Genomic DNA, 20951 nt, shown 5'->3' on the forward strand with positions numbered 1-20951 from the left:
CGCGCCAGAGGTTGGTCGTGTTCGGGTGGATGAGGATGCTAAAGCCGCCATGGTTCAGCATCAGCCACGGAACCAGCGGAGCGAAACCTTGTTGGCGAACAAGACCGCCGCCGAAACCTGCGCCTGACGGCGGCGCCTAGAGGCCGAAGAATTGCCTGCCGATCACATAGCCCAACGCCACCACGGCCAGCGGGAACAAGGCCGGCGCGACCTTGCCGAAGACAGAGCTTTGCTGCTCCTTTGGCGGCACGTAGCGTGCATTGCTGAGATTCTTGGTCATTGCGTACCCCTCGCCGACCAGTTCATTAGCAGATGCTTATTAACAGCACTGCCGAATTAACGGTTCGCGAAGAAATTCGCTCAAATAGCGGGGTATTTGGGGTAGATCGCTGGTGGGGGCTGCGGCTTGCTTGTCTAATGACTGCCCCCCACGCGCTCGCACTTAGAGCTCCAGCTCCAATCGTTCCAACCTGAGGGGCCTAGAGATACGATGAGGTTCAGATCGTCCCCGGCGGCGAAATTGGGTGCGGCGAGATCGACACGAAGATGTGCGCCAACCGGATTGGGAGGGCGGACGGAGCACGCATATGCAGTGAGTCGAAGCTGGCGGTTGCTGGCGCGAGTGTCGACGGTGCGATCCGGTGCATTCCGTTCTCGATCTGGCACTTGAGAGGCTCCAGATGACTGTCGATGATCGCTTCGACATGCGTAGCGGTTTCGGAGGAGCCTGGTCGCAAGAAGGCCCACATGGCGCCCTCGGCGGACCGCGGACCATATCTTCCATCCACAAATCGGATCATGCCATCGGTCACATAGGCTTTTGCTGGCCGTCCGTTGCCTATTACCTTGCACTCGATGACGAAGTTCGGCGATCCCGACAACCGCCATTCGATATCTGAGCGGCCGATGATCGCGCGCTTGCCGTCGGACCGGAGATCATAGCGTTTGAGCTCAGCGAAGAATTCGCCATGAAACGGCTGCTTGCCTTCCTGGTATCGGGCATCGAGATAGGCGGCGAGGCCTTCGGTGAGCGCCGGTTCGTCACGGCTCGCAAAGGGCTCGCCGATGCCCGAATACAGAGCTTCATATTCCTGCCATTTGGCGACGAGATAATTGAGAATCTCGGCCGCCGGCGGGCGTCGGACCAAATAGATCCAATCAGAATCGGCCTCCAGTCCCGCTATTTGCATCACGCGCGCGCCCGCTCCTTCGACAAGCTTTGTAGCTGCAACGCTAGGCGGTTGGCGTCCTCGACTGCACAGCGGCGCATCCAAAAGCGCGACACCAACGGTTTGACAAGGAAAATGCGATTGCCGTCCACGACCGCCATATCAGGTATTGTCAGTAGATCCTCGCCGGGACGCTCCATCACCCGCTTGAGCGCGCTTGCGAGTATCTCGATTACGCTGTCATCGCCGAACCGATCAGCGGTGGCGCCGTGGCCAAGCGTCAGAACCGCCGCGCCTACGGGAACGCTGCGGCCGGTCCAGGCCGCGACCCGGATTTCACCGATGCCGCCGGTGGCATTACGCCATTCACAAAGCCTCTTGCACAGGGCTTCGGTATAGCTCTGCATCAGCTGCATCGAGGGCGCCTGGCGCAACGGTTTCATTAGCGATTTGTGTCGCAGACTGGTCGGCTGCAGTGCTGCGCCGGCTAGCGTGGACAACTCCTCGATCATCGCGATCTCATCGGCGGTCAGTCGAAAATAGGCGTAGACCAGCTTGTTGGCGCGGTACTGGATTGCACTCCAGCGGTGTGGTTGGAGAAGCTCTTCCTCGGCTTCCACCGCCGCAAGAAGCTGGTGGACTTCGGTCATAATCGATTTCGCTTCATCAGGTGCGGGATGTCGGTCGATAGGCCAGAACGGCCAATCCAGCGCTTCACGCACGTGAAGCTTCGGCCGTTCGGACGCGACACTACTGCTCAGCAGGAGGAGCAGCCACAAGCCCATTGGGGAGCGCAGGTAGACGGTCAGGAATCGCGCAGTAAGCCGAGCTTGTTCGGTATCTGGCGCAGACAAAACCGCGAGCGAATGCTGAAATGAAAACGACGCTTCGGCATAGACTGCTTTGACGCCGTCTTCCGGATGGGCGCCGTCGGTCCACAACACGCGCGGCCCCCTGAACAGTCGCTCCTCGGGAGCGCGCGCGATCTGGTGGAGCGGGAAGGGGCGCAGACTCTTCTGCGGCACAAACGGAAGATCCCTGGGCAGCGCGGTCGCCGGCAGGAACTTCTCAAGTGCCATCCAGCTCGGTACTTCTTGGTACCAGGATTCTTGCGGCCTGCGGACGTCCTCGTCTTTCGCATGAAAGCCTTTGGCGTCATGCCAGCCCGCCGCCATCAGATCGCGGATGCTGCCGCGGCGCCTTAGCCGCTGTAACAGCGCGATATCCGCATCAGAGCCCCAATAACGGATGGCAAGCTGGGAATCGTCACTGAGGAGTGACGTCGCCGACAAGTCCGCCCGGTCGCCGCCGTGGACGGCCAGCCGTCCAAAGGCGAGCGAGATGTCCGTCTTGGGCGTCCAATATTCGAAACTCTCCTGCTCAACGCTCGCGAACCGTTCGTCGCGAGCGCGGGCCGAGGCGATCAGCACCACAAACGGATGTACCGCATCGGCGAAGATCAGGCGACGCATATCCGAGAAATTGACGATCTTCTCGATTCGGTAGCGGCCGAGAAGATGCGCGCGAAAATCGCGCTGCGTCGCGTCTCCCGATACGAACAATGTGACCGGAAGGATAAGGGCCACCCGTCCATCAGGCTTCAACGTGTCGGCCGCGCCCAAGGCGAAGGCAGCCGCGATCTGCCGCTTGGGTACATGCGGGGTCGGCGCATCCTGACGCTGCTGCCACGCGTCCACCGACTTGGCAGCGGTCTCATTTGCGCGCAGCTCGCGCCACGGCGGATTGGACAGGAAGATCCCGTAGCGCGCGCCGTTTGCCTCTTCGCTCGCCTTGCCGAAAAAGTCGCCCTGGTCCCCGCGCCGGATATTGCGGGCAAGCGTCGGCAGCTTGTGGCCACCCTTACGGAGTTCAGCGAGGTCCCGGGGATTGAGGTCGGAAAGCAGCGCCAGGTAGAGGCTGAACGCCGTCAGTTGGCAGGCATCTTCATCGATATCGCCGCCGAAAATGTGATCGAGGAGCAGCTTTCGCCGTGTTGCAAAATCGGCGTCGGCCGGCTGGCCCTGTCGGGCGTTGCGCGCCTCCAGCGCCCGAATCAGCCGGCGGAAAGCCGCAGTCAGCAACATTCCCGAGCCGCAGGCGCCATCAAAAATCTTCTCCTTGAGGATATCGCGATCCGCGGTCGCCAGCTCGACAACCCAGTCGGCGAGCAGCCGCGGGGTATAATAGGCGCCCTGCTTGCGCTTTGCTTTGTCAGCTCCGGCCTCCTCTGCGCCTGTGTCCTTGGAGGCAAGGAAGGTCTCGTAGACACTGGCAATAAGCTCGATCGGAATCTGACTGAAGTCGTAGCGCCAGAACCCGGCCTGGCCGGTGCGCAGCGTCGTGCGATCGAGGAACTGCAGGATCCAGCCAAAGGCCTGTTCGGACAGGTTTTCCCATCCCGTCTCACTGTCCGCGCTGGTCAGGAAGTCGCCGTTGAAATCGGTACGCAGCTTCTGGATCAGCTTGCGCAAGCCCGCGCGATCGCCCTCGCTCACTAGGTCGTAAAGGGGGCGCACGTCACGCAGCGCGCGATAGGTTTCGCCAACGATCTCGCGGTCCTCGAGATAGGTTATGAAAATCAGCCGCGCGACCAAGCGCCGCGCCGCTGGAGCATTCAGCCCGCATCCGGTAAGCTTTTCGACCAGCACGAGGATGTTGTCGAGCAGCACTTTGTCAACGCGCTTTTGCGGATCGAACCAGCTGTCTCGGTCGCGCAATGCCTCTCCGCCCAGCAATCCGCTCACCGACCAAGCGCGCCGGGCCTCCTCTCGCTCGGTGATCGAATAGCGCTGTGGCGGTGCGTCAGGGTTGTCGACTGACCAAGCCTCAATCCATTGTGCGGCGGCTACGAGCACCACCCTCGCGAGATTCTGGTTCCAGAGCCGCTCGCAAAAGGCTCGCATCTCCTCACGACGCTCACCCGCATGCGGGCTGAGCTGGCGTTGGTCGAGCAGGCAGACTGTCGGGACGCGGTCTATGCAAAATACTGCAACACCGGCAGTGCCACGGTCCGAACTGAAGATTGCGCGCAGCTCGGGGGCGAAGGGATGAACATCGACCGCATCGCTACCGTTCAGAACCAATGCACCCGCCACCCGGTCATAGCCGAGATCGTCTACCCATGGGCCGGCCAGATCGGTGCGTTCGCTCATCTTACCTACTCTGTCGGATATGGGTTCACCCGGCTAGCCCCTATTAAAAAAAAGATAGACTTTTTATTCTAGATTGTCATTTTAAATAGCATGGGCCGCGAACTTTTGTCAGACCGCATTCGGATGCCCGGCAAGCGCGGACGCCCTCGAAAGGCAGCTGGAGCGGAGCCGTCGGCGGACCAGATGCGCAGATTACTGTTCATCGAGAGAGCCGTGCTGTGGACCGGCCAAGTCGGCAGGCGTGCAGTCGCGACGACATTCGATGTCAGCATCAGCCACGTCACGTCGGATTTTCACCGCTACCGGGAGATGGCGCCGCGCAATCTGAGTTACGATGTAGCGGAAAAATGCTTCCGGCCGACCGATGCTTTCAAGCCGCTATTCGAAGCCGAAGATCCGGCGAGCATCCTGAGCATGATCGCCGCCTCGGTGACCTTGCCAAGCCAGGACCGCGGCCGGCTGCTCGGCTTCACGCCGTCGGTGGATGTGGTCCAAGCGCTTCCGGCGGCAATCGATCAGCCGCTGCTCGTGACAGTCTGCCGCGCAATAACCGCCGGCACTGCCCTTGACATCAACTATCAATCGATGGTGACGCCGGAGGCCACCGAGCGATTCTTCGCGCCGCACGCATTGATCTTCACCGGGCAGCGCTGGCTTGTCCGGGGATGGGATGGGCGACATCAGGCGTATCGCGACTTGGCCTTGGCGCGCATTCTCAGTGCCGCCTCGCGCGAGGCCGGGCAACGCTTGCCCCGCGACGATCAATGGCATGATCGGGCAGCGTTGGAGATCAGCTTGATCGACGGTCTGTCACCTGGGCAAATGGAGGTCACCGCGCGCGAATTCGGCATGAGCCGCAAGCCCGACAGGAGCTTTGCGGTGCGGATCGAGCCGCGTCAGGCGATGATCCCCTATGTACTCGATCATCTGCGGCTGCGTCCGGCGGACCATGCCGGCCAAGCGGTCCCCATCCGGCTGCGCAATTATGACACCGTCCGGGAATTTGACCGCCCTGGCGCGGTGGGCTGAGCGATCGAAATCATCTGCTGTTGGCAGACAGCGAATTCTAGGGCGCCCTTCATAAACTAGGTGTTCAGTCCCGGCATTTGATGGATGGGATCGAGTCGAGCCGGTCGAGCTCTTTTTTCCAGACTTTGCAGATGAGCTCATGGGACGTGAGGCCTTTGAGGGTCTTGAGCCAGCAGGTGAAGTTGTAGGCTGAGAGAAAGAGTAAGCCATTTGCCGTATCGGCAAGCGAACGGCAACTAACGTGGTCATGCCGCCAAACAGTTATGGAAGCTCCGTAACTGGCGGTGATCTAGGCGTTGTGCCCTCACCCCCCAGCCAACCTCGGCAACAAAAAAATCTCCGCCCCCTGCGGCAGCTTCTTCCCCCACGTATCCCGGTAAATCACCCCGTCGATCGCCACCGCGATCCCCCGATCGATCAGCGGTTCAAGCCCGGGATACTGTTCAGCCAGTTTCCTGAACAGCTCCCTTATGTCCTTGGCCTCGACCTCGACCTTGCTCTGGCCTCCGGCGGTCGCGGCAAGCGCCCCCCAGAGCGTCACTTGCACCATCAGCCTTCCCGTTCCGCCTCGATCGCCGCCAGGATGCGCGGCGGCGACATCGGGATGTGGGTCATGCGCACGCCGGCCGCGTTCGAGACCGCGTTGGCGATTGCTGCCAGCGGCGGTACGATCGAGGTTTCGCCGACGCCGCGCACGCCATAGGGGTGGTTGGGGTTGGGGATTTCCAGGATCTGCGTGTCGATCATCGGCAGGTCGGAGCAGACCGGGATGCGGTAGTCGAGGAAGCCGGCGTTCTGCAGCCGCCCGTCCTTGCCGTAAATATACTCCTCGTTGAGCGCCCAGCCGATGCCTTGCGCGGCACCGCCCTGGTACTGACCCTCGACATAGGTCGGATGCACCGCCTTGCCGGCATCCTGCACCACGGTGTAGCGGATCACCCTGGTCGAGCCGGTGTCGGGGTCGACCTCGATGTCGCATATATGGGTGGCGAAGGAAACGCCGGCGCCGTCGGCGACGAGCTCGCTATGGCCGGCGATCGGCCCGCCGGTCTTGCCGGATTGCGCCGCGATCTCCTTCAGCGACAGCTTGCCGAGATTGCCGTGCTTCTCGCCCTTGGCCACCGCATGGCCCTGTTCCCAGACCACGTGGTCGACGGAAATGTCCCACATCTGCGCGGCGCGCTCGCGCAGCACCTTGATGGCGTTGCGGGCAGCCGAGATGGTCGCCATGGAGGAGGAGAAGGTGCCGCGGCTGCCGTCGGTCATGTCGTTGTAGCCGAGGCTGGACGTGTCGGCGACGACGGCCTTGACCTGCGAATAATCGATGCCGAGCTCCTCCGCCGCCACCAGCGATAGCGACGCGCGCGAACCGCCGACATCCACCGTGCCGACGGCAAGCGAGACCGAGCCGTCCATGCCGATGTTGAGGTCGGTACAGGTCTGGCCGCCGAAATTGAACCAGAAGCCGCAGGCCATGCCCCTGCCCTGGTTCTTACCAAGCGGCGCCTTCATGTGCGCATGGTTCTTCACCGCCTCCAGCGTCGGGCCGATGCCGATGGGGCCATAGACCGGGCCGTAGGACGATCGCGTGCCTTCCTGCGCCGCGTTCCTGATGCGGAAGTCGACCGGGTCCATGCCGATCTCCTTGGCGAGCTCGTCGACGGCGCTTTCCACCGCGAAGGCCGCCATCGGCGCCGACGGCGCGCGGTAAGCCGCGGTCTTCGGCCGGTTGACCAGCACTTCGAAGCCGACGGTCTTGACGTTCTCCAGCCTGTAGCAGGCAAACGCCGTCATGGCGCCGATCTCGGCCCAGGTGCCGGCATAGGGGCCGCTTGTGTAGCGCAGCGTCGCTTCCGCCGCGGTGATCGTGCCGTCCTTGCGGGCGCCGATCTTGACGTCGATCGAGGTGGCGCTGGTCGGGCCCGAGGCGCGGAACACCTCGTCGCGGGTCATCACCAGCTTCACCGGCCGGCCGGCCTTGCGCGACAGAGCGAGCGCCACCGGCTCGGCCCAGACATGGGTCTTGCCGCCGAAGCCGCCGCCGATCTCGGAGGAGGTGACGCGCAGCTTCGAGGCCTCCATGCCCAGCAGCTGGGCGCAGTGCTGGCGGTAGACGAAATGGCCTTGAGTGCAGACCCACAGGTCCGCCGTGCCGTCGGAGCTGACATTGGCCACGCAGGCATGCGGCTCGATATAGCCCTGGTGCGTCTGCTCGGTCTTGAAGGAGCGCTCGACGATGAAGTCGGCCTGGCCAAAGCCCTGATGCACGTCGCCATGGCCGAACTGGCTGCGCTTGGTGACATTGGACGGCTTGACCGGCTTTTCCTCAAGCCCCTCGGTGAAAACGGTCTCGTTGATCAGCGGGGCGTGGTGCTGCATCGCCTCGTCGACATCGGTGACATGCGGCAGCACCTCGTAGTCGACCTCGATCAGCTTCAGCGCTTGCCTGGCGGTGCGAGCGTCGATCGCGGCGACAGCGGCCACCGCATGGCCGTCATAGAGTGCCTTGGTGCGCGCCATGCAATTGTCGAGGATGTCGTACATGGCGGCATCGCCGTCGGTGAGGTCCGGCAGGTCGGCCGCGGTGATCACCGCCTTCACGCCGGCGAGCTTTTCCGCCTTCGAAGTGTCGATCTTCCTGATCTTGGCGTGCGCGTGCGGGCTGCGCAGCACACGCCCGACCAACTGGCCGGCCATGTTGAAGTCGGCACCGTAGCGGGCGCGGCCGGTCACCTTGTCGACGCCGTCGGGACGGATGGGACGCGTGCCGACCGAAGCGAAATTGCGATTGGAAAAACGCGGATCGAAATTCATCGTCAGGCTCCCTTCATCACGCTTGCGGCGTCCTGGACGGCGCGCACGATCTTGTCATAGCCGGTGCAGCGGCAGAGATTCCCGGCCAGCCCGAAGCGGATCTCCTCCTCGGTCGGGTCGGGGTTCTTGGCCAGAAGATCCTTCGCCGCGATCAGGAAGCCCGGCGTGCAGACGCCGCATTGCAGCGCGGCGTGCTCCAGGAACTTCTGCTGCAGCGGATGCAACCGGTCGCCATGCGCCATGCCCTCGACGGTCTCCACGCGGCGCCCTTGCGCCTCCGCGCCCAGCACCAGGCACGAGCACACCAGCCGGTCGTCGAGGATGACGCTGCAGGCGCCGCAATCGCCGGTGCCGCAGCCTTCCTTGGCGCCGGTCAGCCCGAGCCGGTCGCGCAGCACGTCGAGCAGTGTCTCGTCGGGCTGGCAGAGATACTCGACACTGTCGCCGTTGATCGTGGTTGAAACTGCTACACCGGCCATCACTTGCCTCCTGCACGCTTGTAGGCTGACGTGGCGGCCCGCCTGGCCAGCACGCCCGCGACTTTCCGTCTGAACTCGATCGTGCCCCGCTTGTCGTCGATGGGCCGGCAGGCCCCGGAGCAGACCTTGGCGAGCCGCTCGAGGGCTGCTTCGTCCAGCGTCCTGCCGATGAGGGCCTCGGCGGCCTCCTGCACCAGAAGCACCGTGGGCGCGGCGGCGCCCAGCGCCACGCGGGCCGCCTTGACGACACCTTGCTCGTCGAGCGTCAGATTCACGCCGGCGCTGACCACCGCGATATCCATCTCGGTGCGGGGAATGAACCTGAGATACGCGTCGCCCGAGCGCGGGGCTTGGCTGTCGAGCAGGATCGCCTCGATGATCTCGCCCTTGGCGAGCGACGTCTTGCCCGGTCCGGTCGGCACGGCTTCCACGGCGATGGTGCGCCGGCCCGCGGGCCCGACGATCACCGCCCTGGCTCCGGCCGCCACCAGCGCCGGCACGCTGTCGGCCGCCGGCGAGGCGTTGCACAGATTGCCAACGATGGTGCAGCGTCCCTGCACCTGCTTCGAGCCGATCAGCTTGGCCGCCTCGACGACGCCGGGCCAGGCCTTCTTCAGGGCCGCGTTCTCTCCCAGCACCGCGCAAGGAACCGCCGCACCGATGCTGAAGCCGTCGGGCGTCTCCCTGATTTCGCTCAAGGCCGCGATCGCCTTGATGTCGACGATCAGTTCGGGTTCGATGAAGCCGCCCTTCATCCTCACCAGCAGGTCGCTGCCTCCGGCGAGAATGGCCGCCGTTCCGGCCGATCCGGCCAAGTGGCCAACGGCATCTTCGATTGAAAGTGGACGTATGTAGCGCATCGTCTCCCCTTGGTCACAGCGATCTCAGCGACCGTTATAAACAGTCTCCTCATAATGGCTATCCGGTTCGTCATTTTCGACGATTGGGCCAGCCGCCGCAAAATCGAGTCCCAACCCAGGCTGAACTGGCGTAAGCCAATCGCGCAGGCCACGGCCGAGGCTCTGAAAAAATTCCGGGAGCCGGTGTCGGACTGGCCGGGCCCCGCTCGTCCTTGGGGCATCGAACAGGCATTATGAAAGGATATGATATGCCCGGCACCGTACGTTTGCACCGTGTTCTCACCACCAGCCCGGAAAAAGTCTATCGCGCCTTCGTCGAGGCCGACGCGCTGGCGAAGTGGCTGCCGCCGAACGGCTTCACCTGCACGGTTCATCACTTCGAGGGCAAGGTGGGCGGCACGTTCAAGATGTCGTTCCGCAACTTCACCACCGGCGACAGCCATGCCTTCGGCGGCGAGTATCTCGAACTCGTTCCCGGTGAGCGCCTGCGCTACACCGACAGGTTCGACGATCCCAATCTGCCGGGCGAGATCCAGGTGACCGTAACCCTGAAAAAAGTATCTGTCGGCACCGAGATCGACATCACCCAGGCCGGCATTCCCGACGTCATCCCGGTCGAGGCCTGCTATCTCGGCTGGCAGGAGTCGCTGCGGAACCTGGCAAAGCTCGTCGAGCCCGAGATAAATCAATAGGCCAGACGGTGGCGGTTTCAGCCATTTGCCGCTAGCTATCCTTCCGACGCGCCCGGTCGATCGGGCGCGTCGTGAGCGATACAGCGGAGGCCAAAATCATGACTCTCACCAACCGGGACATCGTCGAGCTGACCGAATGGCGGCGCAAGTTGCACCAGCAGCCGGAAATCTCGAACGAGGAGGAAAAGACGGCGAAAGCCGTCGTCGACTTCCTCGCCGATACCAATCCCGACAAGGTGCTGACCGGATTGGGCGGACATGGTGTCGCGGCCGTCTACGACAGCGGCAAAAACGGACCAACCGTCCTGTTTCGTTCGGAACTCGACGCGCTGCCCATCGAGGAACTGTCCGGCGTGCCGCATGCCTCGCGCGTGCCGGGCAAGTCGCATATGTGCGGCCATGACGGACACACCGCGATCCTGGCGGCGCTCGGACGCCAGCTCGGGCGCGAGCGGCCTGCAAGCGGTCGCATCGTGCTGATGTTCCAGCCGGCGGAAGAGACCGGCAATGGCGCCGCCGGGGTGGTGGCCGATCCCCGCTTCGGCGAGATCGCGCCCGATTTCGCCTTCTCGCTGCACAATCTGCCCGGCGTGCCGTTCGGCGAGGTGCGGCTCAAGCCCGGCGTGGTCAACTGCGCCTCGCGCGGCATGCGCATCGTGCTGGAGGGCAAGACCGCGCATTCCTCCATGCCCGAGACCGGAATTTCGCCGATGCCGGCGATCAGCGCGTTGATGCCTGCCCTGCCCGCGCTCGGGCACGGAACGTTCGCCGACGACGATTTCGGCATGGTCACCGTGACCCACGCCGAGATGGGCGAGGCCGTGTTCGGCATCGCGCCCGCCCACGCCGAGGTCTGGGCGACGCTGCGCACCAGGCGCGACGAGCGCATGGCGGATCTGTGCGCCGCCGCGGAAGCGCTGGTCACGAAGATCGCCGGCCAGCATCGCCTGTCCACAAGCTGGGATTATCACGAGATCTTCGTCGCCAGCGTCAACGCGCCGGACGCGGTGGAGCATCTCCAGCGAGCCCTCCAGGAAGAGGGCGTCGCGCACACGCAAGAAGCCCTGCCGATGCGCGCCTCGGAGGATTTCGGCCTGTTCGGCCACAGCGCGACGTCGGCCATGTTCTTCCTCGGCGCCGGCGAGCGCCACCCTGCCCTGCACAATCCCGACTATGATTTCCCCGACGATTTGATCCCGATCGGGTCGAAGATCTTCATGCGCACGGCGCGCAACTTGCTGGGGTGAGGCAGGCCGGATGGCCGATCGGGGCGAGCCGGCACGCCACGCCCGGGCTGTGGTGGCATGGCTCGCTAAACGTCGAGAACGACCGTCATTCCACGGACCTCGGCCATCTCGAGCAGCAGGTCCTGCAGGCTGTCCTCGGTCACCGTCTCGCCGGTTCGCTCCAGCAATTCGTCAATGCTTTCCTTCATTGAAAGGGCGGCAACCCCGGTTTTTTCGGAGAGCAGCCGCCCTATGGCAGCGCGGATTAGGGCATTCTGGTCAGGCATGATCCCCCTTTCATGCTGGGGCGGCGGCATGAGTTTTCTTCAATGCATGCTTCTGCCGCAACTTCTGCGAGCTTCAGCTTAAGCTTGCAAGTCGCCTTGAGGGACGGATATTCACTATTTGGCGAATAGTTGCCCAAGGACTACACCAGAGGCGCAACTCCTCGTTGCCGGATCCGGACCTCGCCGCTCCAGAAGGCACCTGACGCGCCGTCTCTATTAGAGGTTGCATCGGTCAGCCGCTTTTTGCCAACCGGGATATGCAACCGCGGCACCGCGCCCGACCCGCGCCAGGACCACCGTCAATCGCAATTGGCCCTTGCCGAAGCCGGCGGCCTCGCTCATCCATGCCTGGAAACGATCGCCAGGGGCCAGAAGATGACCGATGCCAGCCTTCACATCGTCGAAGCGACGATCGAACAGTTGCGGCGCGCGCTCGACGACGGCACGGTGAGCAGCGTCGAACTTGTCGGCGCTTATCTCAGGCGCATCGCGCATTTCGACCGGCACGGCATCAGCCTCAATGCGGTCCCGGTTCTCAATCCTGATATGTTCGAGGACGCCGCGGCTTCGGACCGGCGCCGCAGCCAGGGCAAGACGCTCGGCCCGCTCGATGGCATCCCCTACACCGCCAAGGACAGTTACAAAGTGTCCGGCTTGACTGTTGCCGCCGGCTCGCCGGCCTTCGAGCATCTCATCGCCAACGAGGACGCCTTCACCGTCGCCCGGCTGCGCGCCGGCGGCGCGGTGCTGATCGGCCTCACCAACATGCCGCCCATGGCCAATGGCGGCATGCAGCGCGGAGTCTATGGCCGCGCCGAAAGCCCCTACAATGCCGATTACCTGACCGCCGCCTTCGCGTCCGGCTCCTCGAATGGCTCGGGCACCGCGACAGCGGCGAGCTTCTGCGCTTTCGGGCTTGGCGAAGAAACCTGGTCGTCCGGGCGTGCGCCGGCCACCAACAACGCGCTGGTAGCCTATACGCCCTCGCGCGGTGTCATTTCGGTGCGCGGCAACTGGCCCCTTGTGCCGACCATGGATGTCGTCGTGCCGCACACGCGCAGCGCGCCCGACATGCTCGAATTGCTGGATGTGATCGTCGCCGACGATCCCGAGACGCGGGGCGATTTCTGGCGCGCGCAGCCCTGGATCGCGCTGCCGAAGAGTTCCGAAATCCGACCGCCGCGCTATACCGATCTGGCGCTAGCGGGGTCGCTGAAAGGCATGCGGCTTGGCGTACCCAGAATGTATATCGGCCGCGACAGCGGCGCCGACCGGCGGATCGAAACCCGCGCCTCCGTGCTTGATCTCTGGGAGCAAGCGGCGGCGGACCTGAGACGGCTTGGAGCCGAGGTGATGGAGGTTGATTTTCCTGTCGTCTCCAACCACGAGCGCGATCGCCCCGGCGCGCGCACGATGGTCGACCGCGCTCTGGTGCCGCCGGACTTCGCCGATCGCGAGATCTGGGACCTCTGCATCTCAGCCTGGGATGATTTTTTGCGCGCGAACGATGATCTGAACATTCCCGATCTCGTTTCGGTCGACGGCCCGAAAATCTTTCCGCAGCCACCGGGCACGCTGCCCGACCGTTATGAAGGCGGTTTCGACTTGGCACAGTATGTCGAGCGCGCGAAATCAGGCGTCACGCCGTTCCGGGCCATTCCGACGATGGAGGACGGGCTGAAAGGGCTGGAAGCGACGCGGCGGCTCGATTTCGAGGACTGGCTGGACGCGAACAGGCTTGATGCCGTCGTGCTGCCTGCCGTCGCCGATGTCGGGCCCGCCGATGCCGACATCACTGAGGCCTCCGCGGCGCTTGCCTGGCGCAACGGCACCTGGGTCGCCAACGGCAATCTGGTGTGGCGGCATTTCGGCATCCCGACCGTTACCGTGCCGATGGGCACCATGGCCGACATCGGCATGCCGGTCGGCCTGACCTTCGCCGGCAAGGCCTATGACGATGAAAGGCTGTTGCGCATAGCCGGCGATTACGAGCGCTCCACGCGGCGCCGCACACGCCCGCCGCGCACGCCCGAACTGGCCGATGACGTGTTTTCGCGCCGGCCCACTCAAGCCGGCAATGGCGAGGCGCCCGCGCTCGCAATCAAGCTTGCGGCCGAGACGCGCGACAGCGGCGATCAGGACGAGATCGTCATCACGCTCGACCTCCCCGTCGACGCAACCGAGACGGAGCACGCTTGCATCAAGGTGCATGTCAACGGAGAGGCCGTAGCGATGCGGCGAGCCGGCGCGCGTTTGACCGGCCGGGCGTTTGTCCCGGCCGCGGAGCATCAACGGATCCACAGCGTCTGGCGCGGCCCCTACGGCTCGATCGTCACGGCGGTGATGCGGCTGCGGGATGGACGCAGCGCGGGCGCCTATGTGGTCACCGGCGGGATTGAATGACGATGAGCCCACGCGGGCCAATTTCGCGCCGGGCTATGTGAACCTGCGAAATTATGAGGAGCCAGCCATGATCAAGGTCAAACAACTCGCCCATGTCTGCATCTTCGCCAATGATCTGGACGAGACACGGCGCTTCTACGAGGATGTCCTGGGCATTGATATCCAGTTCAATTTCCTGCGCGACGGAAAGATTTTCGGTTTCTACCTTAATTGCGGCGGCCGCAGCCATATCGAGGTTTTTCACAAAGAGGGTGCGCGGTTCAGCGAGACGAACCAGATCAACCATTTCTGCTTGGAGGTGGAGGATATCGACGCCGCGATCACGCATATCGCGTCCAGGGGCGTGGAGGTCACCGCGAAAAAACTCGCCTGCGACGACACCTATCAGGCTTGGCTGCGCGACCCCGACGGCGTGAAGATCGAACTGTTCGAATACACCGGCAAGAGCGCGCAATTCACAGGCGGCGATCGCGTCGCCGATTGGTAGGCTGTCGCGGTTTCAGTGGGCAGCTACCCCCGCGCGGCCCAGAGCAAACCACGCTCGACGATGACAGCCATTTCCGGCATCGCGAACTCATCCGCCGTGTGTCCGAGCGAACTGTAGAAGACCTTGCCTGCGCCATATCTTCGCTTCCAGACAACCGGCATGTCGACGCCGCCGATGCCCGGGAAATGCTCGTCGGTGAAGGTGGTCGTCGCCAGCACCTCGTTGCTCGGGTCGACATGCATGTAGTACTGCTCCGACCGGTAGGCGAAGTCGCTAATGCCTCTCGTGATCGGATCGTCCGGTTTGGTGATGACCACGCGATAGTCGATGATGTCGCCGGGATGCGCGACCCATTGGCCACCGGTCATGAACTGATAGTCCGGCTCGTTGCGGAAACTGTCGCCCATCGTGCCGTGGAAACCGCCGAGTCCCGTTCCCTGTCGAACCGCGCGCGTCAGATTCTGCAGCTCGGACTTTTCGATCTTCGACATGGTGATGACGGGCACGATGAGATCGAATGAGTTCAGCTCCGGATCGGCAAACATCCCCGTGCCCTCGCCGAGCGTGACCGTGTATCCATTGCGCTCCAGCATGTCGCGCACCACAGTGGCGCTGCGCTGGGGCGTATGGCCTTCCCACCCACCCCAGGCAATCAAGGCCTTCTTTGCCATGCAGTGAACCTCCTGAACTGTCCGCAGCAGCGATGGTTACACGGCTCGGCTGTCAGCGCCAACCCAGCGCCGGCGCGACATGGGTCAGGATCGCCTCGATGGCATGGGCGTTGTAGTCGACGCCGAGTTGGTTGGGCACGGTGAGCAGCAGCGTGTCGGCCTCGGCGATCGCCTCGTCCTCGGCCAACTCCTTGATCAGCACGTCCGGCTCGGCGGCATAGCTGCGCCCGAAGATCGCCCGCGTGTTTTCCTCGATGAAGCCGATCTGGTCGCGGCCCTCATTGCCGCGCCCGAAATAGGCGCGGTCCCGGTCGTCGACCAGCGCGAAAATGCTGCGGCTGACCGAGACGCGCGGTTCGCGTTCATGGCCGGCCGCCTTCCAGGCCTCGCGATAGATCCGGATCTGCTCGGCCTGCTGGATATGGAAGGGCTTGCCGCTTTCGTCGAATTTGAGGGTCGAGCTCTGCAAATTCATGCCCAGCTTCGCCGCCCACTCCGAAGTGGCGTTGGTGGCGGCACCCCACCAGATGCGCTCGCGCAGGCCTTCAGAATGCGGCTCCAGGCGCAGCAAGCCGGGCGGGTTGGGAAACATCGGCCGCGGATTGGGCTGGGCGAAGCCCTCGCCGCGCAGCGTGTCGAGGAAGACCTCGGCGTGATGCCGCGCCATGTCGGCGTCGCTTTTGCCTTCCTGCGGCGCGTAGCCGAAATAGCGCCAGCCATCGATCACCTGTTCGGGCGAGCCCCGGCTGATGCCGAGCTGCAGGCGCCCGCCTGCGATGATGTCGGCGGCACCCGCGTCCTCCGCCATGTAGAGCGGATTCTCGTAGCGCATGTCGATGACCGCCGTGCCGATCTCGATGTGGCTGGTCTTGGCGCCGACCGCCGCCAGCAGCGGAAATGGCGAGGCGAGCTGTCGGGCAAAATGGTGGACGCGGAAATACGCGCCGTCAGCGCCGAGTTGCTCGGCCGCGACGGCGAGATCAATGGATTGCAACAGCGCGTCCGACGCCGAGCGCACCTGCGATTGCGACGAGGGCGTCCAGTGCCCGAATGACAGGAAACCGATTTTTTTCATGGCCCTGACGTATATACCGGCGACACGTGCTTCAATGCCAAAAGAGCAGGGTTACACACCGTCGCCCCTGCGTGACACCAAAAGTGTGCCTTACCGAAAGTTTGAATGCCGTGGAGGGTGGGATGCTCAGGGGAATCCGCATCGTCGAGATCGAGGCGTTGGGGCCGGCGCCCTTTGCCGGCATGCTGCTCGCCGATCTCGGCGCCGACGTGATCGTCGTCCACCGCAAGCATGCATCCGTGCCGGGCCTTCCCGAGCGCTCGCTGCTCGATCGCGGCAAGCGCTCTATCGCGCTCGACCTCAGGGATGCCGAGGACGTTGCCGTGCTGATGCGCCTGATCGCCACCGCCGACGGCCTGATCGAGGGCTTCCGGCCGGGCGTGATGGAGCGTCTCGGGCTTGGTCCAGATGTGTGTCTGGCCGCCAACCCTCGCCTGGCCTATGGCCGCATGACCGGCTGGGGGCAGGAAGGCCCGCTCGCCCGCACCGCCGGCCACGACATGAACTATACCGGCGTGTCGGGCGCACTCTGGTATGCTTCCCTGCCGGGCGAGCCGCCAATGGCGCCGCCGACGCTGGTCGGCGACATAGGCGGCGGCGCGCTCTATCTGGTGATCGGCATGCTGGCCGCCATCATGAACGCCCGCGCCGGTGGTGAAGGCACGGTCGTCGACGCGCCGATCGTCGACGGCTCGGCCCATATGATGAACCTGTTGATGTCGCTCGCACCATCCGGCGGGCTTGCCGCCGAGCGTGGCCGGAGCCTTCTGGACGGACCGCATTGGTGCCGCGTGTACCGCACGTCTGATGGCGGCTTCATCAGCGTCCAGTGCGTCGAGCCGAAATTCTATGCGCTGTTCCTCGACAGGCTTGGCCTGGGCGGCGATCCGCAGTTCGCCGCTCAGTTCGACCGCGGCCTCTGGCCTGAGCTCGGCAGCCGGCTTGAAGCGATCTTTGCCGAAAAATCCCGAGACGAGTGGATGAAATTGTTCGAGGGAACGGATGCCTGCGTCGGGCCTGTGCTGAGCCCGCATGAGGCGGCGCTGCATCCGCACATGGCCGCACGCGGCTCCTGGTTGGTCGAGAATGGCGCCCTCCAAGCTGCCTCCGCCCCCCGTTTTTCCAAACGGACGGCAAAGGCACCGGCGAAAAGTCCGGCACACGACGAACATGGTGCGGAGATTCGTGCCGAACTTGCGGATCCAGCCGCAAGTCGTTGAATAGGCTACCCGCCTTTGCTGAGGAAATCGCCGACTGGCCTGCGCCCGGCTCGGACCGAAGACGATATCGTGGCGGCACTTGCGGCAGTCGTGGGCGGCATACTTGAAAAGCATCTCGTATACGAGTATACGAGATGCTTTCATTGGGAGGAGGCTGCGCTCCATGTCCTTCAACTCGACTCGCGTCCAGACACCAATGGATGCCGTGGTCATCGGCGGCGGCATCGCCGGCTGCACGCTCGCCTATGAACTGGCCCGCCACGGTCTCAAGACGACGATCCTCGAGCAGAGCATGATCGCCGCCGAGTCCTCAGGACGAAACACCGGCACCTTGCTCACCGGCCCGCAGAAAGAGGTCGTCGAACTGCTGGACGCCAGCGTCGCGATCTATGCCGAGCTTGCCGACGGACCCGTTCCCTTCGAATTCGCCGCCATCGCACATCTGCTGATTTCCGAAGACGAGGCGAGTTTCGAGGCGGCTGCCGCCGTGGCCGACCGCTACAGGGAAGCCGGCGTGGCAATGGAAAAGATCACGGGCAAGGAACTGGCGCGCGACCACCCGCGTGTCGGCTTCAACGTGGCAGGCGCCTATTCCGTCGGCCGTGCATGGACGCTGGAACCCATGGGCGCGACACATGCCTTCGCCCACGCCGCCCGTGAGGCCGGCGCGACGATCCGTACTGGCCTGCGCGTCGCCCAGATCTTCTCCAGGGGCGGCAAGGTCCAGGGTATCTTGACCGACCAGGGGATCGTTCCCGCCGATCTCGTCTTCATCGCCAACGGATTGTGGATGTCGGACCTTCTGCGCCGCACCGTCGGCGACGGACCGCTGCCCGGCCTGCCCTTCACCGCCGGCCGCGGCTGGTTGATCCAGTTGGGAAAACTCGACTTCGAGCTGCCCTGGATCGTCGAGGAATTGACCTGGCCGGATCAGGAAGAGCTCGGCCGGCGCATGAGGCTCGACGGCCTTGCCGATGTCGCCGCGCAGCGCGACGACCAGCCGGCGGTGGAAGCCATCTGCCTCAACCCGATGGGCGGCGGCGATGCCAGGCTTGGCGCCTCCGTCCAGCCGGCCTTCCGCGATCTCGTCCGCAACACCGACATGGCGAGCCGCATCGCCAGCCGCACGCTGCGCATGCTGCCGGGCCTCGGCGCGCCGCAGGTCAGGAACGTCTATCCCGGCAACCGCCCGATGCTGTCCGATGGCTTGCCGGTCGCTGGCAGGACGGCCGTCGAGGGCCTGTTCGTGCATGGCGGCATGGGTTCCATCGGCATGCATGCCGCCCCCGCCACCGCGCGCTGGCTGGTTAACGCCGTGTTTTCCGGCAATGGCAGCCCAGCCCAGACATGGCTGCGGCCGGACCGCTTTCCCGGATGGGAAGCGTCATGAGCCTGCTTGCGGAGCGGTCGGCCCGCTATTTTCCGCAATGGTGATCGTTGATCTTGTTCAGCGCATTCGCATCCGGCCCCACCCGGTGGTAGGAACAGGCGCCGGCGGCCGTCGTGACAAGCTGCCGGTCATAGTAGCGCGGGCCGCCGAACAGTATGTCGATAATATCGCCGTCAGCAGGAACATAGCGTTCGGGTTCGCCCTGGTGGTGGCGGTGCCTGGCCCCGGCGGACGCCGAAGAGACGATGCCGCAGCCCATCACAAGGGCGAGAGCGCAGATCGCGAAGCGTTTCGTCGTCATCGACAATACCTTCCTGGCCAACCGGATTTCATCTTATATCCAAAAATCGCCGGATAAAGAAAAGTTCCTGAGAACGGGCGCCGGTTGATTTGCAGCCGGCGTGCATGAGCGGCAGCCTGGGAACCGGCGGCGCAGGCCGGCTCGCCTGACAACCGACAAAAGCCTTAGTCGGTCTGGATCCATACCGACTTGGTCTCCAGATACTCGTGCAGATGTTCGATGCCGCCCTCGCGGCCGTAGCCCGACATTTTCATGCCGCCGAACGGCACGGCGGGGTCGATGGCGTGGTACATGTTGACCCAGACGGAACCCGCCTTGACCCGGCGAGCGAGCTTGTGCGCCGTGCCGAGATGGGTGGTGAAGATGCCGGCGGCCAGCCCATAGGGCGTCGTATTGGCGCGGGCGACGGCTTCGTCAAGCGTGTCGAACGGCATGGCGGAAATAACCGGTCCAAAAATCTCTTCGCGCGCGATGGTCATTTGGTCGGACACTGCGCCGAAGACGGTCGGCGCGATGAAGTTGCCGCCGTCATAGAGATCACCGGTCAGCCGCGATCCGCCGGCAACCAGTTCCGCGCCCTCCTCGCTGCCGGCCTTGATGTAGCCCTCCACCTTGCCGGCCTGCCTGGCATTGATAAGCGGCCCTATTTCGGTTTCGGCCTCGATGCCGTGGCCGATGCGCAGCCTGCCGGCGAAATCGGCGAGCCGGCGCACGAACTGGTCATGGATTTCGCGTGCCACGAACAGTCGCGAACCGGCGATGCAGACCTGGCCCGAATGCACGAAGACAGCCATCGCCGCGATCGGAACGGCCTTGTCGATATCGGCGTCGCGGCACACGATGAGCGGCGACTTGCCGCCGAGTTCTAATGAAACGCGCTTTAGATTGGCAACACCCGCCCGGGCGATCGCCTGGCCGGTGAGCGTCGAGCCGGTGAAGACGATCTTGTTGACGTCGGGATGTTCGGCAAGCCGCGCGCCGGCTTCGGCCCCGGTTCCGGTGACGATGTTGACAACGCCGTCGGGAACGCCCGCTTCCTGCATCAGCCGCGCGATCAAAAGCGGCGTCAGCGATGCATCCTCGGAAGGTTTCAGCACGATCGTGCAGCCAGTAGCCAGCGCCGGCGCGATCTTCCAGATCGACGCGGCGGTCGGCGCGTTCCAGGGAATGATGGCGCCGACCACGCCCACCGGCTCGCGCCGGGTGAAGGTGACGATCTCGCCCGGGATCGAATTGTCGATTGATTCGCCATGCAGCGCGGTCGCCATCCCGGCATAGAAGCGCAGCATGCCGATGACCCGGCGCCGGTTGGCGAGCGTGCGCGTGATCGGCAGCCCCATGTCGAGGGTGTCGGAGACGCAGAGCTCTTCCCAGTTCTTCTCGAAGAGATCGGCGATCCTGAGCAGCACGCACTGCCGTTCGTAAGGCGAAAATCCGGACCACGGACCTTCGAAAGCGGTGCGCGCAGCCGCCACCGCCGCGTCGATGTCGGCGGCGCCTCCGCGCGGCACCGTCGCCAGCACCTGCCCCGTCGCCGGGTTGAGCGCCTGCATCTCCTGTCCGGACTGCGCAGCGACCCATTTGCCGCCGATGAACATCGGCCGGAATTCGCCATGGTAGAGCGTCGCGGCCTTCGCCCTTGGGTCGAAGTTCAGCGTCATATCCTCCTCCTCGCCATTCCGTCGCGACTATTACC

19 protein-coding genes and 2 pseudogenes are annotated in these 20951 nt (G+C 64.1%); 7 read left to right on the plus strand and 14 right to left on the minus strand.

Features of this window, described 5'->3' with window-relative positions; translation table 11 throughout:
* Positions 1-10: 10 nt before the first annotated feature.
* The 4 genes and pseudogenes from LB545_RS31200 to LB545_RS14620 form a co-directional block, all read right to left on the minus strand.
* Positions 11-85, minus strand: a pseudogene (locus tag LB545_RS31200) (DOPA 4,5-dioxygenase family protein); the annotation flags it as partial.
* A gap of 51 nt (positions 86-136) precedes the next feature.
* The gene (locus tag LB545_RS14610) at positions 137-280 is read right to left on the minus strand and encodes a hypothetical protein (protein WP_224705330.1); all 144 of its coding nucleotides are present in this window, start codon (positions 278-280) and stop codon (positions 137-139) included.
* 217 nt (positions 281-497) lie between these two features.
* Complete coding sequence (locus LB545_RS14615; RefSeq protein WP_224705332.1) at positions 498-1193, minus strand: hypothetical protein; 696 nt, start codon at positions 1191-1193, stop codon at positions 498-500.
* Positions 1190-4321, minus strand: a complete 3132-nt coding sequence (locus LB545_RS14620; RefSeq protein ID WP_224705335.1) for an N-6 DNA methylase — start codon at positions 4319-4321, stop codon at positions 1190-1192. Before LB545_RS14620 ends, LB545_RS14615 begins: the two co-directional genes overlap by 4 nt.
* Positions 4322-4504: 183 nt before the next feature.
* Here LB545_RS14620 and LB545_RS14625 point away from each other — a divergent pair, with 183 nt between their 5' ends.
* Positions 4505-5350 (plus strand): WYL domain-containing protein, encoded by an 846-nt coding sequence (locus LB545_RS14625; RefSeq protein WP_224705336.1) that lies wholly within the window; start codon positions 4505-4507, stop codon positions 5348-5350.
* Between the two features lie 56 nt (positions 5351-5406).
* Here the strand turns inward: LB545_RS14625 and LB545_RS14630 are convergent.
* The 5 genes and pseudogenes from LB545_RS14630 to LB545_RS14650 form a co-directional block, all read right to left on the minus strand.
* Positions 5407-5549: pseudogene (locus LB545_RS14630) on the minus strand (IS481 family transposase); the annotation flags it as partial.
* A gap of 105 nt (positions 5550-5654) precedes the next feature.
* Entirely contained in the window at positions 5655-5900 is a 246-nt protein-coding gene (locus LB545_RS14635) for a MoaD/ThiS family protein (protein WP_140556300.1), read from the minus strand.
* Entirely contained in the window at positions 5900-8164 is a 2265-nt protein-coding gene (locus LB545_RS14640; protein ID WP_224705338.1) for a xanthine dehydrogenase family protein molybdopterin-binding subunit, read from the minus strand. Before LB545_RS14640 ends, LB545_RS14635 begins: the two co-directional genes overlap by 1 nt.
* A gap of 2 nt (positions 8165-8166) precedes the next feature.
* The gene (locus LB545_RS14645; RefSeq protein WP_140517305.1) at positions 8167-8643 is read right to left on the minus strand and encodes a (2Fe-2S)-binding protein; all 477 of its coding nucleotides are present in this window, start codon (positions 8641-8643) and stop codon (positions 8167-8169) included.
* Positions 8643-9503: an FAD binding domain-containing protein gene (locus tag LB545_RS14650; protein WP_140521371.1), complete on the minus strand. Its 861-nt coding sequence runs from the start codon at positions 9501-9503 to the stop codon at positions 8643-8645. The genes LB545_RS14645 and LB545_RS14650 overlap by 1 nt, the downstream gene beginning before the upstream one ends.
* Positions 9504-9751: 248 nt before the next feature.
* Between LB545_RS14650 and LB545_RS14655 the strand changes: the two genes are divergently transcribed.
* Entirely contained in the window at positions 9752-10195 is a 444-nt protein-coding gene (locus tag LB545_RS14655) for an SRPBCC family protein (protein WP_140499234.1), read from the plus strand.
* A 98-nt stretch (positions 10196-10293) separates the two neighbouring features.
* On the plus strand, positions 10294-11442 hold the full coding sequence (locus LB545_RS14660; RefSeq protein ID WP_224705339.1) for an amidohydrolase: 1149 nt from the start codon (positions 10294-10296) through the stop codon (positions 11440-11442).
* 65 nt (positions 11443-11507) lie between these two features.
* Here LB545_RS14660 and LB545_RS14665 read toward each other — a convergent pair whose 3' ends face one another.
* Positions 11508-11708: a hypothetical protein gene (locus LB545_RS14665; RefSeq protein ID WP_140499238.1), complete on the minus strand. Its 201-nt coding sequence runs from the start codon at positions 11706-11708 to the stop codon at positions 11508-11510.
* A gap of 375 nt (positions 11709-12083) precedes the next feature.
* On the opposite strand from LB545_RS14665, the gene LB545_RS14670 reads away from it, so the two are divergent.
* Positions 12084-14111, plus strand: a complete 2028-nt coding sequence (locus LB545_RS14670; protein WP_224705340.1) for an amidase — start codon at positions 12084-12086, stop codon at positions 14109-14111.
* Positions 14112-14178: 67 nt separating this feature from the next.
* Entirely contained in the window at positions 14179-14598 is a 420-nt protein-coding gene (locus tag LB545_RS14675; RefSeq protein WP_140499242.1) for a VOC family protein, read from the plus strand.
* A gap of 23 nt (positions 14599-14621) precedes the next feature.
* On the opposite strand, the gene LB545_RS14680 is transcribed toward LB545_RS14675, so the two are convergent.
* Both LB545_RS14680 and LB545_RS14685 read right to left on the minus strand, forming a co-directional pair.
* A complete protein-coding gene (locus LB545_RS14680; protein ID WP_140499244.1) occupies positions 14622-15269 on the minus strand; it encodes a ThuA domain-containing protein in 648 nt (215 codons plus the stop codon).
* Between the two features lie 52 nt (positions 15270-15321).
* Positions 15322-16344 carry an LLM class flavin-dependent oxidoreductase gene (locus tag LB545_RS14685; RefSeq protein ID WP_140622805.1) on the minus strand — a complete coding sequence of 341 codons (1023 nt, stop codon included), beginning with the start codon at positions 16342-16344 and terminating at the stop codon, positions 15322-15324.
* A 122-nt stretch (positions 16345-16466) separates the two neighbouring features.
* Between LB545_RS14685 and LB545_RS14690 the strand changes: the two genes are divergently transcribed.
* Positions 16467-17564 (plus strand): CaiB/BaiF CoA transferase family protein, encoded by a 1098-nt coding sequence (locus LB545_RS14690; protein ID WP_224705341.1) that lies wholly within the window; start codon positions 16467-16469, stop codon positions 17562-17564.
* Between the two features lie 163 nt (positions 17565-17727).
* The gene (locus LB545_RS14695) at positions 17728-18954 is read left to right on the plus strand and encodes an NAD(P)/FAD-dependent oxidoreductase (protein ID WP_224705342.1); all 1227 of its coding nucleotides are present in this window, start codon (positions 17728-17730) and stop codon (positions 18952-18954) included.
* A gap of 25 nt (positions 18955-18979) precedes the next feature.
* Here LB545_RS14695 and LB545_RS14700 read toward each other — a convergent pair whose 3' ends face one another.
* Positions 18980-19255, minus strand: coding sequence for a hypothetical protein (locus LB545_RS14700; protein ID WP_140517323.1), 276 nt, complete (start codon positions 19253-19255; stop codon positions 18980-18982).
* A 164-nt stretch (positions 19256-19419) separates the two neighbouring features.
* Positions 19420-20916 (minus strand): aldehyde dehydrogenase family protein, encoded by a 1497-nt coding sequence (locus LB545_RS14705; protein ID WP_224705343.1) that lies wholly within the window; start codon positions 20914-20916, stop codon positions 19420-19422.
* Positions 20917-20951: the final 35 nt, after the last annotated feature.

It is taken from the genome of Mesorhizobium sp. BR1-1-6, assembly GCF_020165355.1.
Taxonomy (GTDB): Bacteria; Pseudomonadota; Alphaproteobacteria; order Rhizobiales; family Rhizobiaceae; genus Mesorhizobium.